This is a genomic window from Xylophilus sp. Leaf220 (assembly GCF_001421705.1).
GTDB lineage: Bacteria > Pseudomonadota > Gammaproteobacteria > Burkholderiales > Burkholderiaceae_C > Xylophilus.
The window spans coordinates 42,234-55,708 of the sequence record NZ_LMKO01000005.1 but is presented as its reverse complement, the minus strand read 5'-3'; the positions used below and the strand labels follow the sequence as shown (position 1 = coordinate 55,708).

Sequence of the window (13,475 nt, the reverse complement as noted above, 5' to 3'; positions counted from 1 at the left end):
ACGCTGCTGCAATGCCGCACGGCCCGCTTGCGGGCCGCTTCTTTTTGGAGAACCCGATTTGCAGACACCGCATCCGCTACCCGCATCCGCCGCATCGGCGCCCGGCGCGCCACCCGCAGAACCGACCGCGCCGGCAGGGCCGCACGGCAAGATCGTCTTCGCCGACCAGTTGCGCAGCCTCGCCGCCGTCGCGGTCATTGTCTACCACCTGTTCGGCGGCTTCTGGGCCTGGCGCGAGACCGTCGGCCGTTTCGTGGCGGCCCCGCCGATGGAGGCGGTGCCGACCCGCCTGCCGGCGCTGGTGGACCTGTTCGCCTTCGGCCCGTTCGGCGTGTCGATCTTCTTCCTGGTGAGCGGCTTCGTGATCCCGATGTCGCTGGAGCGCCTGCGGCCGGGGCCCTTCCTCGCGGCACGGGTGCTGCGCATCTACCCGACCTACCTGGCCTGCCTGGCGATCGGGCTGGCGGCGGTGTGGGCCTCGTCGCTGTACTGGGGCCGGCCCTTCGCGCCGGACGGCGCCGCCGTCGCGGCCAATGCCCTGCTGGTGCACACGGTGACCGGCGTGCCCACCCTCGACCCGGTGAACTGGACGCTGGCGATTGAGCTGAAGTTCTACCTGGCGATGGCGTTGCTGGCCGCCTGCACGCCGCGCGGCCGGGCCTGGCCGCTGCTGCTGGCGGGCGTGGCGGTGCTAGGACTGAACCTGGCCGCCCCGCGCCTGGGCATGGCGGGCGGCCTCGACTGGCGCGCGCTGGCGGCCGAGCTGTGCTTCGTGCCCTACATGATGGTGGGCACGCTTTTCTACTACCACCTGCGCGGCTGGATTGCCGGCCGCACGCTGGTGGCCGCCGGGGCCGGCCTGCTGGCGCTGGTGCTGCTGGCCTGGGCCCGTTCCGCCAAGGCCGAGCAGGTGCCGATGGTGAGCGACGTGTACGTGCTCAACGTGGCCGTCTTCGCCACCGCGTATGCCTACCGCGCGCATTTCCGGCCGCATCCGCTGATCGACTTCCTGGCGCGGATCAGCTTTCCGCTGTATGCGGTGCACTGCCTTTTCGGCTTCGCGCTGCTGCGCTACCTGGCCGATACCGGCATGCCGCCGTGGGCGGCGCTCGGCTTCTCGCTGGCGCTGATCGTGGGCCTGGCGTACGCGGTGCACCGCGGGGTGGAGCTGCCGTCGATGCGGGCCGGCAAGGCGCTTTCGCGGTGGCTGGAGCGACGCGCGGCGCCGGCACCGCAGGCGGCCGTACACGGCGCGCCAGGATGTTTCGGTGGCAAGCCAAATGTCAGCGCGGCAACATGAGGCAATAACGCTGGCCCTGCGGCGCCCGGGCGTATCGAATGCGGGTTCTTCTCATCGTCCGACACGAAAGGCACCCATGAACCACACAACGACGACGACCGCCGCCACCGGCACCCTCACCCGCGCGCTGCGCCGTGCCCAGGGCGCAGTTCCCACCGGCTTCGATGCCCGCAGCGTGCTGCTCTTCGCCGGGCTGGCGATGGGCGTGGCACTGGCCTCGCATGCGCAGCTGGGGCCGGACGGCCGTGCCAACATGCCGCTGTCGGTGACCGCGCCCGCACAGGGCAGCGCCACCGCCCGCAGCCAGCCCGCGCCGATGGCCGTGCCGCCCGGTTCCGCCGGCACGATGGCGCCCCCGTCGGTCGCGGCGCAACCCGGCCTGGCACCCGCACCGGTGGCCAGCGCCGCCCCGGCCGGCAAGCCCGACGTGACCGCGATCTTCGGCCGCGCCGATGCCGACCACGACGGCCGCCTGAGCCGCACCGAGGCCGAACGCCTGCCCGACCTGGCCCGCAACTTCGACCGGGTGGACAGCAACCGCGACGGCGCCGTCTCCCTCGCCGAGCTGCAGGCGGCCGTCGGGAGTTAAGCCTCGGCGGTGAAGCCGATGCTCTTGACGATCGGCGCCCAGCGCGCCGTGTCCTTGCGCACCAGCTCGGCCAGCTCGGCCGGCGTGCTCGGCATGGCTTCGAGCCCGAAGGTCGACAGGCCATCCACCACGTCCTTCTGCGCCAGTGCCGTCTTGAACGCGCCATTGAGCCGCGCCACCAGTTCCGGCGCGGCCTTGGGCGGCAGGTAGAAGGCGAACCATTCGCTGAACGCCATGTCCTGGAAGCCCTGCTCGACGAGCGTGGGCACGTCGGGTGCGAAGCGGCTGCGCTTGGCGCCCGATACGCTCAGGATCCGCACCTTGCCGCTGGCCAGGTGCTGGGTGATGTCGCCGATGGGGCCCGACACCGCCGAGATGTTGCCGCCCAGCAGGTCCAGCATCGCGGGCTGCGTGCCGCGGTAGGCGGCGTGCTTCAAATCGACGCCCGCGTTCTTGCCTAGCAGCGCGCCGATGAAATGCGGAGTGGAGCCGGCCGCCGGCGAGCCGAAGTTGGCACCCGCCGGGTTGGCCTTGGCCCAGGCCAGGAAATCCTGCACGTTCTTGACCGATGCGGGCACCGACGGCCCCACCGCGAACCCGAAATCGAAGATGCAGCCGAGCGAGACCGGCGTGATGTCGGTCGCCACGTCGTACGGCAGTTTCTTGTAGATGTGCGGGTAGATGGTGAGCATCGAGGTCGGCGTCTGCAGCACGGTGGTGCCGTCGGCCGGCTGGCCCTTGACGTACTGGATCGCGATCTGGCCGCCGGCGCCGGTGCGGTTCTCGACCACCGCGGCCTTCGCGTAGTCGGGGCTGAGCTTGGTCGCGACCCGGCGGCAGATGTTGTCGGAGGTGCCGCCGGCGGCGAAGCCGGTGATGATGCGCAGCGTCTCGGGCACTGCGGCTTGGGCCCAGGCCTGTCGGCCGACCGAGGCCAGCAGGGCGGATGCGCCGGCCGTGTGCAGCAGCGCGCGGCGGGAGAAGGAAGCGGAGAACGTCATGTCGGGGTCGGGCCCGGGGCCCGCGGTAAGAGTTGTCGAGGAATGGGATCGCGGCCCGCGGCGGCGCGGTGTCAGGACGCGTCGCGCAGCCAGGTCACGGCGCCCGAATGGGTCACCGCGCCCTGGTGGGCGGGCCGCACGGTGTGGGCGTATTTTTCCAGCAACCCGCCCAGCCGCACCCCCGTGTTTTCCAGACGACCGGCCAATCGCCGCGCGATGTCCGCATCGCCCAGCTCCACCGAAATGCTGCGGGCGGCGGGGCGCGCGTCGATCGCGACCATGTCGCCGTCCCGCAGCGCGGCGATGGGACCGCCGTCGGCCGCCTCGGGGCCGGCGTAGCCGATGCACAGGCCCCGGGTCGCGCCCGAGAAACGGCCGTCGGTCAGCAGCGCCACCCGGTCGCCCATGCCCTGGCCGTAGAGCAGCGCGGTGATGCCCAGCATCTCGCGCATGCCGGGGCTGCCGCGCGGGCCTTCGTTGCGGATCACGATCACGTCGCCGGCGGCATAGCGGCGGTGCTGCACCGCGGCCTGGGCATGCTCCTCGCATTCGAAGACGCGGGCCGGGCCGCGGAACACCAGGGTGCCCAGGCCCGCGGTCTTGAGCAATGCGCCGTCGGGGCAGAGGTTGCCCTTCAGCACCGCCAGGCCGCCGTCGGCCGAGACCGCGTCGCCTGGCGCCCGCACCACCCGGCCGTCGGGTGCGGCGGCGCCCTGCAGTTCTTCGGCCAGCGTGCGGCCGGTGAAGGTGAGCGCCCCGCCGTGCAGGTAGCCCTGCTCCAGCAGCGTGCGCAGGATCACGCCGGCCCCGCCGATGTAGAACACGTCGCGCGCCAGGTAGCGGCCGCCGGGCCGCAGGTCGGCGACCAGCGGGGTGCGGGCGAAGACCTCGGCCACGTCGTCGAGGTGGAACCGGATGCCCGCCTCGTGCGCGATGGCCGGCAGGTGCAGCGCGGCGTTGGTCGAGCCGCCGGTGGCGCTCACCACCGCGCAGGCGTTCTCCAGCGCCTGGCGGGTGACGATGTCGCGCGGCAGCGGGCCATCGCCCAGCACCGCCTTCATCAGTTGCCGCGCGGCGCGGCGCATCAGCGGCGCCCGCTCGCTGAACACCGCCGGCACCATCGACGAGCCGATGGGCGCCAGGCCCAGCGCCTCCGACACCATGCCCATCGTGTTGGCGGTGAACTGCCCGGCGCAGGCGCCGGCGGTGGGCAGGCAGGCGCGGCTCATCGCGTCGAGCGCCTCGGGCGTGGCGGTGCCGGCCAGCACCTGGCCGATGGTCTCGTAGGTGTCGACCACGTTCAGGTCGCGCCCGTCGGGCCCCGGCATCTGGCCCGGCAGCGCCGAGCCGCCGTGCACGAACACGCCGGGCACGTTGCAGCGGACCATGCCCATCATCAGCCCCGGCAGGTTCTTGTCGCAGGCGCCGATGGCGAAGATGCCGTCCCACTGGTGGCCGCGGGTCGAGGCCTCGACGCTGTCGGCGATCAGCTCGCGCGAGACCAGCGAGAACCGCATGCCCGAATGCGCCATCGTCAGCCCGTCGCTCACCGACACCACCGGGCATTCGTGCGGCGTGCCGCCCCCGGCGTAGATGCCGGTCTTGGCATGCTGCGCCTGCTCGCGCAGGTTGAGGTTGCACGGGCTCATCTCGCCGCCGGTGTGGAACACGCCGATGTGGGGCCGTTCGATGTCCTCGTCGTCCTGCCCCAGCGCGTGCAGGAAGCTGCGGGTGGTGGCCCGGATCGTGCCGGCGCGGATGGTGGCCGAGCGGAACGGCGGGCGATCCGGCGGGTTGTCGGGCGTGTCGGGGGAAGCGTCGTGGTCGTTCATCGTGCAAGGCCAAAAGGGTAAGCGATCGAATGTTTCAGGACGACCGCGGATCCGGCTCCGCCGGTCCGCCGGTCGTGCCCCCTGCAAGGGGGTGGGCGAAGACCCGCAGTGCGAAGCCTGGGGGTGTGCGGCTCATCCAGCATTGAGGTGCAGGCCGTTGTCCATCATCAGCACCTCGCCGGTCATGCCCGGCGCGGCGGTGGCCAGGAAGAACGCCAGCGCCGCCACCTCCGAGGGTTGCGACACCCGCTGCAGCGGCGCGGCCGCCGTCTGCGCCGCCTCCACCCGGGCCAGCGCATCGGCCGCCAGCACCCGCTGCGGCAGGCCGCCCGCCACGAAGCCCGGCGCGATCGCGTTGACCCGCACCGAAGGCGCCAGCGCACGGGCCAGCGCCACCGTCATCGTGTTCACCGCGCCCTTCGACGCCGCGTAGGCGATCGACGAGCCCCGGCCGAGCAGCCCGCCGATCGAGGAGATGTTGACGATGGCGCCCTGCCCCGGCGCGGCCGCCAGCACCGGCGCGCAGGCCCGCGCCATCTGGTACATGCCGACCACGTTGACGCCGTAGGTGCGGTGGAACTCGGCCGCGTCGAGCCCGTCCAGGTCGGCATGCGGCACGAACCGGGTGGTGCCGGCACACTGCACCAGCGCGTCGATGCGGCCCCAGCGGGCCTGCGCCTGTGCGGCGGCGGCGCGGCAGGCGGCGTCGTCGGTGATGTCGAGCGGCAGCAGCAGGGTGGTGCCGGCCGCGCATTCTGCGGCCAGCGCCGCGGCCTCCGCGGCCTCGCCCGGCAGGTGGGCTATGCCGACGTGCCAGCCCCCGTCGGCGAAGGCCCGCACGCAGGCCGCGCCGATGCCGCCGGCGGCACCGGTGACGAGGCAGACGGGGCGCGGCGAAGGCGTTTCGGCGTTGGTGGCGCGGGCAGCGGAAGGGGGCGGAGCGGAGGTCGAAGCCATGCAAAAGAGGCGCTGCGGACGGCACCGGGCGCAAAGCCTCCGAGTATCGGCATCCGGCCCGGCGCCGCCCAGGGGGTTAGTCCCGAGCCGCAGGCCCTGCGGCGTGGCCGGGCATGGGCGCGGCGGCGGTGCCGATGCGCCGCGACCGCCTATAGTCGCCCTCCTCATGGCCAAGGACAAGACCCTCTACACCTGCAACGCCTGCGGCGGCACCAGTCCCCGCTGGCTCGGCAAATGCCCGCACTGCGGCGCCTGGAACACGCTGGAGGAATCGGTGGCGCCCGCCGCCGCGCCGCCGGGCAAGAACCGGCTGGCGACGCCGGCCTTCGCGGCCCTGGCGCAGACCGCGTCGGTCACGCTGTTGGCCGACATCGAGGCCAGCGATTTCGCTCGCACCCCCACCGGCCTGGACGAGCTGGACCGGGTGCTGGGCGGCGGCATCGTCGAGGGCGGCGTGGTGCTGATCGGCGGCGATCCGGGCATCGGCAAATCGACCCTGCTGCTGCAGGCGCTGGACGCGCTCTCGCGCCGGCCGCTGGAGGGCGACGGCACCGCCCCGGGCGGGCTCGACACCCTGTACGTGACCGGCGAGGAAAGCGGCGCGCAGGTGGCGATGCGGGCGCGCCGGCTGGGGTTGGACTGCTCCCAGGTGCAGGTGCTGGCCGAGATCCAGCTGGAGAAAATTTTGGCGACGCTCGACCAGCTGCGCCCGGCGGTGGCGGTGATCGATTCGATCCAGACGGTGTACTCCGACCAGCTGACCTCGGCCCCCGGCTCGGTGGCGCAGGTGCGCGAATGCGCGGCCCACCTGACCCGCGCGGCCAAGGCCAGCGGCGTGGCGATCGTGCTGGTCGGCCACGTCACCAAGGACGGCTCCCTGGCCGGTCCGCGGGTGCTGGAGCACATGGTCGACACGGTGCTCTACTTCGAGGGCGACACGCACAGCAGCTTCCGGCTGGTGCGGGCGATCAAGAACCGCTTCGGCGCGGTCAACGAGATCGGCGTATTCGCGATGACCGAGAAGGGGCTGAAGGGCGTGAGCAACCCCAGCGCGATCTTCCTGAGCCAGCACACCGAGCCGGTGCCCGGCAGCTGCGTGATGGTGACGCTGGAGGGCACCCGGCCGATGCTGGTGGAGATCCAGGCGCTGGTCGATGCCGGCGGCCCCAGCCCGCGGCGCCTGTCGGTGGGCCTGGACCGCGACCGGCTGGCGATGCTGCTGGCGGTGCTGCACCGCCACGCGGGCGTGGCCTGCATGGACCAGGACGTGTTCGTCAACGCGGTGGGCGGCGTGCGGATCACCGAGCCGGCGGCCGACCTGGCGGTGATGTTCGCGATCACCGGCAGCCTGCGCGGCAAGCCGCTCCCCAAGGGCTTCCTGGCCTTCGGCGAGGTGGGCCTGGCCGGCGAGGTGCGGCCGGCGCCCCGCGGCCAGGAGCGTCTGCGCGAGGCCGCCAAGCTGGGCTTCACCGTGGCGGTGGTGCCCAAGGCCAACATGCCCAAGAAGCCGATCGAAGGGCTGGAGATCCATCCTGTCGAGCGGGTGGAAGAGGCGATGGACGTGGTGCGGCGGCTGCAGTAGTTTTTATGCTTGGAATGGCTGTGGCCGTCTTTCAGCGCCGACCTCTTGCTATTTAATTCATAGCGTTTTTGTTTGTGGCGGGGTTTGGCGGGTGCGGGGTCCGTGATCGCCGGGTGACCCCCTCCGCGAATGTCCTCCGGCCTGCGGCCTCCCCCTTTATTTCGCTGCGGGGGTCACCCGACGCTCCCGGCCCTGGAAGCCTAGCGTCGTGCAGGTCGATCAGTAGCAGGCCCAGGTCGCTGGCGCTGTGTCCGCATCGAGGTCTTGCGTAGGAGCCACGCCCGTCGCAGGCGCCCCCCCCCTGCCACCGTCGATCAAGCACCCGAAAGGGATCGTGACGATGGCGTGCTCTGCGCAGCGACATAAAGGAGGAGGCCGCAGGCCGGGGGACAGTCGCGGAGCAGAGTACGCCGTCGGCGCGAGCCCGGCACACCCCAACCCCAACCCCAACCCGCGCTACCGAATCGATAGCTACCCGCCATTACCGCAAGCCGGCTACAGCCCTTTTTCCCTCTGAAATCACGGCTGGAAACCCGACGTCGGCCGTCTGCCCCAATACTCCCCCGCATGACGACGACCCCTGCAGACACCACGACCCCCTTCCTCCGCCGCAACGGCCCGTTGCTCGCCTCGATGGCCATCATCGCCACGGTGGTGGTCTGGGGCCTGGCGGCGCCGGCGGCGCTCGACCGGTTCTTCGGCGGCGCGCTGGCGAGCATCACCCGCAACTTCGGCTGGCTCTACCTGTGGGTGGTGCTGGGACTGGTGCTGCTGGCGCTGTTCCTGGCGGCCAGCCGGTACGGCGACCTGAAGCTGGGCGACGAGGACGACGAGCCCGAGTTCTCGGTGGGCGCCTGGTTCGCGATGCTGTTCGCCGCGGGCATGGGCATCGGGCTGGTGTTCTGGGGCGTGGCCGAGCCGATCTCGCACTACCTGAAGCCGCCGCCGGGCATCGCCGCCGGCACGCCCGAGGCGGCGGGCGCGGCGATGCGCTACGCCTTCTTCCACTGGGGGCTGCACCCCTGGGCGATCTACGGCATCGTGGGCCTGGCGATCGGGTTCTTCCAGTTCCGCCGCAAGGCGCCCGCGCTGGTCAGCTCGGCCACCGAATCGCTGCCCTGGCGCGGCATGCGGCGGCTGTCGCCGGTGGTGAACGTGCTGGCCACGGTGGCCACCGCGTTCGGCGTCGCGGCCTCGCTGGGCATGGGCGCGACGCAGATCAACGGCGGGCTGCACGCGGTGTTCGGCGTGCCGGTGGGCACTACCGCGCAGGCGGCGATCATCGTGGTGACCACCGCGATGTTTATCGCCTCGGCCGTCAGCGGCGTGGAGCGCGGCGTCAAATGGCTCTCGATCGGCAACCTGGTGCTGGCCGCCGTGCTGGCGCTGGTGGTGTTCGTGCTGGGGCCGACGGTCGCGATCGTCAACACCTTCACCAACACGCTGGGCGCCTATTTGAGCGAATTCGTGCGCACCAGCCTGCGCATGTCGCCCTTCCGGGACAGCTCCTGGGTGGGCGACTGGACGATCTTCTACTGGGCCTGGTGGGTGTCGTGGTCGCCTTTCGTGGGGCTGTTCATCGCCCGCGTCTCGCGCGGCCGGACGATCCGGCAGTTCCTGGTGGGCACGGTGCTGGCGCCGACGCTGGTCGGCTTCATGTGGTTCGCCATCTTCGGGGGCACCGCGCTGAACCTGGAGATCTTCCACGACGCCGGGCTGGGCGCGGCGGTGCAGTCGGATGCGGCCACCGCCATGTTCGCGATGTTCAATGCACTGCCGATGGGCACCGCCATGTCGGTGGTGGCCACCGTGCTGGTCGTTGTGTTCTTCGTCACCTCCGGCGATTCGGCTACGCTGGTGCTGGGCATGATGAGCACCGGCGGCGATCCCAATCCGCGGGCCTGGATCAAGGTGGCGTGGGGCCTGCTGGTGGCGGCGATCGCGCTGTCGCTGCTGTTCGCGGGCGGGCTGCAGGCGGTGCAGACCGCCACCATCGTCTTCGCCCTGCCGTTCGCGTTCGTCCTGGTGCTGATGGCGGTGGCCCTGCTGCTGGCGGTGCGGCAGGACTGGGACGACGAGCAGCGCCGCGACAAGGCATTGCGCAAGAAGATGCGCGCGCTGGTCGAACCCGCGGCCTGACACACGCCCCACGCGGCCCCATGCCGCCGTGGCCGGGTACGGGCGACATGCCCGCCTTGCTACACTGCGCCCGCCTCTTCCGGAACGCCAGCCGCGCCCCCTGCGCACCTGCCAGCTACCGCAGCCGCCGCCCTGCGCCCCACCCGCCGCAGGGCCCCTGCCCTCTTGCTGGACGTTCTGCGATGCTCCCCTTCTGCCTTGTCACGGCGGGCGCCTGCCCGGCGCTGCGCCCTGATCCCTCTATGCGGGTCGGCCCGCGGGTCCGCCTTCGGCCCGTCGTCTCCGCCGCGGCGCTGGCGCTGGCCGGCCTCTCGGTCGGCGGCGCCTTCGCCCAGGCCGCCGCCGACACACCGCCGCGCAGCGGCGCCGCCCTGCCCGAAGTGCAGGTGGTCGACACCGGCGGCGCCACCAGCGAGGACACCGGCCAGTACACCGCCCGCGCGGTCAGCATCGGCAAGATGCCGCAGACGCTGCGCGAGACACCGCAGTCGGTCAGCGTCATCACCCGCCAGCAACTGGACGACCGCAACTTCACCAAGGTGGAGGACGCGGTCAAGCAGACCACCGGCATCACCGTGACCCGCTTCGACGGTGCCGGCAACTACAACAGCTTCCAGGCGCGCGGCTTCGACATCGGCACGATCCAGCTCGACGGCATGCCGATCGCGCAGGGCAACTACGCGACGCTGGACACCGCGGTGTACGACCGCATCGAGGTGCTGCGCGGCCCGGCCGGCCTGCTGCAGGGCGCGGGCGAACCGGGCGGCACAATCAACCTGGTGCGAAAGCGCGCCCGCAGCACGCTGGGGCTGGCGGCCAATGTCTCGGCCGGCTCCTTCGGCCTGAAGCGCGCTGACGTGGACATCACCGGCGCGCTGAACGCCGCCGGCACGCTGCGCGGGCGCGTGGTGGCGGTATCGGAAAAACGCGACGGCTTCACCGACACGCTTTTCAACGACAAGCAGCTGGGCTACGGCACGCTGGAGCTCGACCTTGGCCCGCGGACCACGCTCTCGGTCGGCACCGCGCGCCAGCGCACCCGCGCCGCGGTCGACCAGGGCCTGCCCACCTATGCCGACGGCCGGCTGATCGACCTGCCCCGCTCGGCCTTTGCCGGCCTGCGCGCCAACCGGCAGAACCTGGAGACGGCCGACACCTTCGCAGAGCTCGAGCATCGGCTGGACAACGGCGGCATGGCGCGCGTGTCGGTCCGCGACGTCGACCGCGAGGCCTACTACCGCTCGGCCCGCTCCAACAGCGCGATGGCGGCCAACGGCGCCATCGCGCTGCAGACGGTCGACGGCCTGACCGAATCCAGGAACCGCAACTACGACCTCTTCGTGACCACCCCGGTGGTCGTGGGCGGCCGCACCCACCGCCTGCTGCTGGGCGCGAGCCGCAACGAGGGCACCAGCTACGAAGGCAACTTCGGCTTCGGTCCCACGCTGCCCTTCAACCTGCTGCGGCCCGACTACGACCTGGCCTACCCCGACGTCCGCCTGCCGGGCTACACCAGCACGATCGAGCGGCGCGAGAACGCGGTCTACGGCCAGGCCCAGATCGCCCTGGCCGACCGGCTGAAACTGGTGGCCGGCGGCCGCACGAGCTGGGCGGAGGCGCAGACCCGCAGCACCGCCAGCGGCGCGGTCACCGGCCGCCAAGACCCGGGCCGGCAGTTCACCCCGCTGCTGGCGCTGCTCTACGACCTCGACGGCCGGTTCACCGTCTACACCAGCTATGTCGAGACCTTCGCGGTGCAGAGCGAGACCGACGCGGCGCGCCAGCTGCTGCCGCCGCGCACCGGCAAGCAGGTGGAGCTGGGCCTGAAGGGCGCGCTGCTGGACAAGCGGCTCAACGCCCATGCCGCGCTGTTCCGCATCCTCGACACCGGCCGCGCGGTGGCCGACCCGTCGGTGCCCAACGCCTCGGTGGCCGGCGGCAAGGTGCGCAGCCAGGGCTTCGAGGCCGAGGTGAGTGGCCAGGTCATGCCCGGCTGGGACCTGCTGGCCGGCTATGCGTATACCGACACGAAGTACCTGCGCGCGCCGGCCGCCCAGCAGGGCCAAGTCTTCAGCGCCATCACGCCCAAACACAGCGTCAACCTGTTCACCCGCTATGCGTTCCGCGCCGCGATGCTGCAAGGCTGGAGCGTGGGCGGCGGGCTGTCGTACCGCAGCGAATTCTTCTCGCAGAGCGGCGCGCTGCGGCTGGTATCGGGCAACTACACCCTGCTCAACGCCCAGGTCGCCTACCAGGTTAACGACAAGGTGGCGGTGAGCCTCAATGCCGAGAACCTGCTCGACAAGACGTACTACGAAAAGCTCTCCTCCCCCGGCCGCCAGAACTTCTACGGCGAGCCGCGCCGGCTGGTGGCGACGCTGCGCGTGCGGTATTGAGCGCGCTTTTCGAACCTGCGGCATCGCGTCGCCCGCTAGCATGGCCCACCTTCACCACCGCGAGCCCGCCGCCATGACCACCCTCTCCGACTTCCAGGCCCAGTCCATCGACGGCCGTGCCGTGCCCCTTGCGCAGTACGCGGGCCAGGTGGTGCTGGTGGTCAACACCGCGAGCGCCTGCGGCTTCACGCCGCAGTTCGCAGGGCTGCAGTCGCTGCACCAGCGCTATGCGGCGCAGGGTCTGGCGGTGCTGGGGTTTCCGTGCAACCAGTTCGGCGCACAGGACAAGGGCAGCAACGCCGAGATCGGCGCGTTTTGCCAGAAGAACTACGGGGTCGACTTCCCGATGATGGAGAAGGTCGAGGTCAACGGCGACGGGGCCGACCCGCTCTTCGTCTGGTTGAAGGACGAGGCGCCCGGCGTGCTGGGCAGCAAGGCGATCAAGTGGAATTTCACCAAGTTCCTGGTCGGCCGCGACGGGCGGGTGCTGAAGCGCTACGGCTCGATGGACAAGCCCGAGAACATCGCGCCCGACATCGAGGCCGCGCTGGCCGCCGGCGGCACCTGATCCGGCGCGCGGCGGCGCCGCGGGATCAGAAGCGGAAATCGGCGGTGCGCGGCGTGCCGTCGACGGTCACCGTCTGCACCTTGTGGCCGCTGCCGGCACTGGCGTGCACCGTGTACGTGCCCTTCGGCAGATCGACCAGGCAGACCGGGCCGGCGGCCTTGGTCGACAGCACCGACTTGCCCTGCGCATCCTGCACGTCGACCTGCACGTCGGCCAGGTAGTCGCCCGAGGCGCGGGCGAACAACAGCGAGAGCGGATGGTCCTTCATCGCGGCGCGGAACGCGGTCGATTCGTCCGAGCCGATGCCGCCGCAGACATGGCGCACCGCGCCCTGGCCCTGCAAGGCCGGCACCTGGGCGAAGGCGAGCGGCGCGGCCAGCACCAGGCAGGTGGCGGCGGTGGTGGCGCGGACGAAGGCGGAAACGGTGCGGTGCATGGCGGGGCTCCTCGGTGCATGAAAAGCGCGATTGTGCGCACCGCCGCGGCACGGCGCGCGTCCCGTTGTAACCGGGTGGCGCGGGGCCGCTGCAGGGGTGGCTGAGGGATGCCTGCGTAGGCCACGGCGACGCCACTGTTGCGGTATCGGAAACATTGCATTGCGCGCAATCGGCTTTTTCCAAATGGATCGAAAGCCTAAAGTTCAACCCATCGATGAGCCGCACACAGATGCACGACTCACCGAAACGGAGAACGCCACGGTGGCGCCCGCCGGAAGTCCTTATCACCGCATCGAACCATCCCGAGGAAATCACCATGAACACCCGCACCATTCTTGCCGCTTCTACCCTGGCCCTGCTGAGCAGCTTCGGCGTTGCCGCCCACGCCGCCGGCGAAGGCGACAGCTTCTCGCCCTACGCCCAGCAAGTGACGTCGCAACGCAGCCGCGCCGACGTGCAGGCCGAAGCCATCCAGGCCACCCGCACGCAGAACAACTCCGAAGTCGCGGACGACGGCGTGCAGCGCGCTCCCGCATCGGCCACCAGCCGTGTCGCGGTGCGCAGCCAGGCGATCCAGGCCGCCCGTGCCGACCAGATCGCCCGCGGCGAATTCACCAGCTTCTGATAGCGACCCGTGCCCGCCGCCCCACGGCGGTCCGCACCTCCGAAGCCCG

General features: G+C 71.4%; 11 protein-coding genes. 7 read left to right on the top strand and 4 right to left on the bottom strand.

Annotation, left to right across the window (positions count from 1 at the left end):
* Positions 1-58 precede the first annotated feature (58 nt).
* On the top strand, positions 59-1,300 hold the full coding sequence (locus ASE76_RS07070; protein ID WP_055836906.1) for an acyltransferase: 1,242 nt from the start codon (positions 59-61) through the stop codon (positions 1,298-1,300).
* Positions 1,301-1,376: 76 nt separating this feature from the next.
* Complete coding sequence (locus tag ASE76_RS07065; protein ID WP_055836903.1) at positions 1,377-1,889, top strand: hypothetical protein; 513 nt, start codon at positions 1,377-1,379, stop codon at positions 1,887-1,889.
* Here the strand turns inward: ASE76_RS07065 and ASE76_RS07060 are convergent.
* The 3 genes from ASE76_RS07060 to ASE76_RS07050 form a co-directional block, all read right to left on the bottom strand.
* A complete protein-coding gene (locus tag ASE76_RS07060) occupies positions 1,886-2,890 on the bottom strand; it encodes a Bug family tripartite tricarboxylate transporter substrate binding protein (protein ID WP_055836900.1) in 1,005 nt (334 codons plus the stop codon). The genes ASE76_RS07065 and ASE76_RS07060 overlap by 4 nt on opposite strands.
* A 71-nt stretch (positions 2,891-2,961) precedes the next feature.
* Positions 2,962-4,722 (bottom strand): dihydroxy-acid dehydratase, encoded by a 1,761-nt coding sequence (locus ASE76_RS07055; protein ID WP_055836897.1) that lies wholly within the window; start codon positions 4,720-4,722, stop codon positions 2,962-2,964.
* Between the two features lie 132 nt (positions 4,723-4,854).
* Positions 4,855-5,679: an SDR family NAD(P)-dependent oxidoreductase gene (locus ASE76_RS07050; RefSeq protein WP_082448129.1), complete on the bottom strand. Its 825-nt coding sequence runs from the start codon at positions 5,677-5,679 to the stop codon at positions 4,855-4,857.
* Positions 5,680-5,845: 166 nt separating this feature from the next.
* On the opposite strand from ASE76_RS07050, the gene radA reads away from it, so the two are divergent.
* From radA to ASE76_RS07030, 4 genes are all read left to right on the top strand, one after another.
* Positions 5,846-7,261: a DNA repair protein RadA gene (gene radA, locus ASE76_RS07045; RefSeq protein ID WP_055836894.1), complete on the top strand. Its 1,416-nt coding sequence runs from the start codon at positions 5,846-5,848 to the stop codon at positions 7,259-7,261.
* 633 nt (positions 7,262-7,894) lie between these two features.
* Positions 7,895-9,400: a BCCT family transporter gene (locus tag ASE76_RS07040; protein WP_055836892.1), complete on the top strand. Its 1,506-nt coding sequence runs from the start codon at positions 7,895-7,897 to the stop codon at positions 9,398-9,400.
* Positions 9,401-9,642: 242 nt separating this feature from the next.
* Positions 9,643-11,796 carry a TonB-dependent siderophore receptor gene (locus tag ASE76_RS07035; protein ID WP_055836889.1) on the top strand — a complete coding sequence of 718 codons (2,154 nt, stop codon included), beginning with the start codon at positions 9,643-9,645 and terminating at the stop codon, positions 11,794-11,796.
* 73 nt (positions 11,797-11,869) lie between these two features.
* Positions 11,870-12,364 carry a glutathione peroxidase gene (locus ASE76_RS07030; RefSeq protein WP_055837001.1) on the top strand — a complete coding sequence of 165 codons (495 nt, stop codon included), beginning with the start codon at positions 11,870-11,872 and terminating at the stop codon, positions 12,362-12,364.
* 25 nt (positions 12,365-12,389) lie between these two features.
* Here ASE76_RS07030 and ASE76_RS07025 read toward each other — a convergent pair whose 3' ends face one another.
* The gene (locus ASE76_RS07025) at positions 12,390-12,800 is read right to left on the bottom strand and encodes a hypothetical protein (RefSeq protein ID WP_055836888.1); all 411 of its coding nucleotides are present in this window, start codon (positions 12,798-12,800) and stop codon (positions 12,390-12,392) included.
* A gap of 317 nt (positions 12,801-13,117) precedes the next feature.
* On the opposite strand from ASE76_RS07025, the gene ASE76_RS07020 reads away from it, so the two are divergent.
* Positions 13,118-13,426, top strand: coding sequence for a hypothetical protein (locus ASE76_RS07020; RefSeq protein WP_055836885.1), 309 nt, complete (start codon positions 13,118-13,120; stop codon positions 13,424-13,426).
* Positions 13,427-13,475 lie beyond the last annotated feature (49 nt).

Bases quoted from the DNA above. Each gene is read 5' to 3' on its own strand.
- ASE76_RS07065 (WP_055836903.1), top strand. From the start codon at position 1,377: ATGAACCACACAACGACGACGACCGCCGCCACCGGCACCCTCACCCGC.
- ASE76_RS07060 (WP_055836900.1), bottom strand. From the start codon at position 2,890: ATGACGTTCTCCGCTTCCTTCTCCCGCCGCGCGCTGCTGCACACGGCC.
- ASE76_RS07055 (WP_055836897.1), bottom strand. From the start codon at position 4,722: ATGAACGACCACGACGCTTCCCCCGACACGCCCGACAACCCGCCGGAT.
- ASE76_RS07050 (WP_082448129.1), bottom strand. From the start codon at position 5,679: ATGGCTTCGACCTCCGCTCCGCCCCCTTCCGCTGCCCGCGCCACCAAC.
- radA (WP_055836894.1), top strand. From the start codon at position 5,846: ATGGCCAAGGACAAGACCCTCTACACCTGCAACGCCTGCGGCGGCACC.
- ASE76_RS07040 (WP_055836892.1), top strand. From the start codon at position 7,895: ATGGCCATCATCGCCACGGTGGTGGTCTGGGGCCTGGCGGCGCCGGCG.
- ASE76_RS07035 (WP_055836889.1), top strand. From the start codon at position 9,643: ATGCGGGTCGGCCCGCGGGTCCGCCTTCGGCCCGTCGTCTCCGCCGCG.
- ASE76_RS07030 (WP_055837001.1), top strand. From the start codon at position 11,870: ATGACCACCCTCTCCGACTTCCAGGCCCAGTCCATCGACGGCCGTGCC.
- ASE76_RS07025 (WP_055836888.1), bottom strand. From the start codon at position 12,800: ATGCACCGCACCGTTTCCGCCTTCGTCCGCGCCACCACCGCCGCCACC.
- ASE76_RS07020 (WP_055836885.1), top strand. From the start codon at position 13,118: ATGAACACCCGCACCATTCTTGCCGCTTCTACCCTGGCCCTGCTGAGC.